Source organism: Rhodoferax sp., assembly GCF_028688795.1.
Lineage (GTDB): Bacteria > Pseudomonadota > Gammaproteobacteria > Burkholderiales > Burkholderiaceae_C > Rhodoferax.
On record NZ_JAQTXM010000098.1, the window covers coordinates 1 to 2740 of the forward strand.

General features: G+C 40.5%; 2 protein-coding genes. One reads left to right on the forward strand and one right to left on the reverse strand.

Going from position 1 to position 2740, the window contains the following annotated elements; translation table 11 throughout:
* On the forward strand, positions 1-978 hold a 978-nt coding region (locus PHQ58_RS23590), incomplete at its 5' end, for a hypothetical protein (protein ID WP_300116379.1).
* A 92-nt stretch (positions 979-1070) separates the two neighbouring features.
* Here the strand turns inward: PHQ58_RS23590 and PHQ58_RS23595 are convergent.
* A partial coding sequence (locus PHQ58_RS23595; protein ID WP_300116382.1) for a translation factor GTPase family protein occupies positions 1071-2740 on the reverse strand: 1670 nt, incomplete at its 5' end.

The window sequence follows — 2740 nt, forward strand, 5'->3', positions numbered from 1 at the left end:
GCCTTCGGCTTTTCTCTTTTCTTGAAAAGTGTATCGGGATATCATTTGTATCTTCCGGTTTTGGTCGCAATTGGTTGTCTTGTATTCGTTAGAAATCAGATTCAGGCGCAAAGGATTTTAGCGATTTTATTGCTTGTTGCTTTGCTGTTTCAGTCAGCCGATATGTTCATTTATGCGAGGAATGTCAATTACAGAAAGCAAAAGGAGATTGTTCAGCGTGAACTGATTGACAAGAATCAGCCTTGTGTGGTAATTACCGATGAGGTTCAGAAACGGCTTGGGAATTATTATTCAGGGTTTTCTCCTGAAGCTACTTGTCAGTTCATCAACTATGCCGAGGCTGATACCTTTCATTTTCAGAAGAATGTAAAAAAAATGCTGCTGAACAACTGGTACACGCGCTATCTGAGTGGAATGGATGATCAAGACATGCCTTATTATGCGACAATTGCTAGAAATCCGATATTCAAAGATGAGAAACTAAACCTGTCCATCTTTGAATTGAATAAAATCGATCAGCGGAAACGGATTTTTTCTTCCGAAAATGATTTTGAAACTGCAAAACCTAACTGGACAGAGTCTTACAATAAAAGCAAAGAGCAAGCTTATTCCGGATCTTTTTCTGAAAAAATCGGTGAGTTTTCAGTAAGTTGTACAATTGCACTTGATACTTTGTTGTCTGACTCAACTGGTCAACTGGTAATTTCGTCGAAGCTTAAAATTTTTGCAATTAATAGCTCCGAGTGTAACTTGGTAATTTCGATTGATTCTGAAGGGAATCAATATTTTTGGAAAGGTTATGATTTGAGTAAGTATTTGAAATCGAAGACCAGTTGGTGGACAGCCTCATTGAATGAGATTGTTGGCCGGTCTGAAATTAAGAAAAACTCAATGCTAAGAATTTATGTCTGGAATAACAAAAAGAACGAAATTTATATTGATGATTTTAAGGTTGAGTTGTTCTCTGTTGCAAATTAAAACTTGATACTAATCCTGTATAATATGAAAAACCCGGGTGGCATTCCCGGGTTTTCTCGTTTTAGTGTAGATTGAATAGACAGAATTGATAGTTATTCGTCTTTTTCTTCTGCGGCATAAGCTGCCAAAAGTTCATCCTGTACTTCCTGCGGTACTTTTTCGTAAGCTGCAAATTTCATGTTGAAAACGCCGCGGCCTCCGGTCAGCGAACTCAGCGAAGTCGAGTATTTATTCATTTCTTTCAGCGGAACACGGGCTGTAATTTTTTCATAGCCTTTTTCGCTGCCCATTCCCATGATCAGTGCACGGCGTCCCTGAAGGTCGCTCATGACATCGCCCATTCGGTCTGATTGAACCCAAACATCCATATCGTAGATTGGCTCCAGAATTTTCGGTCCGGCATTTTTAAACGCCATGCTAAATGCATTACGACCTGCCAAACGGAACGAAATTTCGTTCGAGTCAACAGGGTGCATTTTCCCGTCATAAATGTAAACGCGAATGTCGCGTGCATACGAACCTGTAAGCGGGCCTTCTTCCATTTTTTCCATGATTCCTTTCAGGATGGCAGGTAAGAAACGGGCATCAATTGAACCACCAACAATGCAATTGTGGAACACCAGTTTCCCGCCCCATGGAAGTGGAGTTTCCTGTGTGTCGCGAACCGAAATTTTCATTTCTTTTCCACCATAAATAAACATATTTTTTGGGGTGCTGCCTTCTTCGAAAGGCTCAATGATCATATGAACCTCGCCAAACTGACCTGAACCGCCTGATTGTTTTTTGTGGCGGTAATCGGCTTGGGCAAACTTGGTAATAGTTTCGCGGTATGGAATCTTTGGCGTTTTGAATTCGATGTCAATTTTGTGGGTGTGGTCGAAATACCACTTCAGCGTGTTCAGGTGGTATTCGCCTTGTCCTTCAACTATTAACTGTTTAAGTTCCTTTGAGTAATTTACAATGTAAGTTGGATCTTCTTCTTTCACCTTGTGCAGAATTTCGCCTACCTTTTCATCGTCAGTTTCAGAAACAGCTTTTACTGCAACCCTGAATTTAGGTTCAGGAAATACAATAGGTGCAAATTTCAGGTCAAGTTCTTTGTCGCAAAGTGTTTGGTTGAATTTGGTATCTTTTAATTTCACAGCGCAACCAATATCACCAGCCACCAATTCAGTAACGGGGTAGCGGGTTTTTCCGGCAGTTACAAAAAGCTGCGAAATCCGTTCTTTTCCATTGTTAAATGTGTTGTACAGGTCTTTCCCTTCTGATACTTTTCCTGACAATACTTTGAAATAGGTAACTTCTCCAACGTGTGGTTCGAGGGCAGTTTTAAATACGAACAATGAAGTTGGACTTGTTTCGCTTAGCACTACTGGTTTTCCCTGAATAATTTCACGCATTGGTACCTGGGATGGAGATGGGGCTATGTTGCAAACAAATTCCAATAAACGTCCAACTCCCATATTCTTTTTGGCTGAAACACAGAATACCGGGAACAGGTCGCGTTTTACCATTCCAATCCGTATTCCTTTTCTCATGTCATCTTCCGATAATGAACCTTGTTCGAAGTACAGTTCCATTAATGTTTCTTCGTTTTCAGCGGCCATTTCAATCAACTCGTTGTGCAATTCATCTGCACGGTCTTTTTCTGAAGCCGGAATTTCCAGAACTTCAGGTTTGCCACCATCGGGACCATATTTATACATTTTCATTTTCAGTACGTCGATGATGGAATTAAATCCAATACCAGTTTCAACCGGAT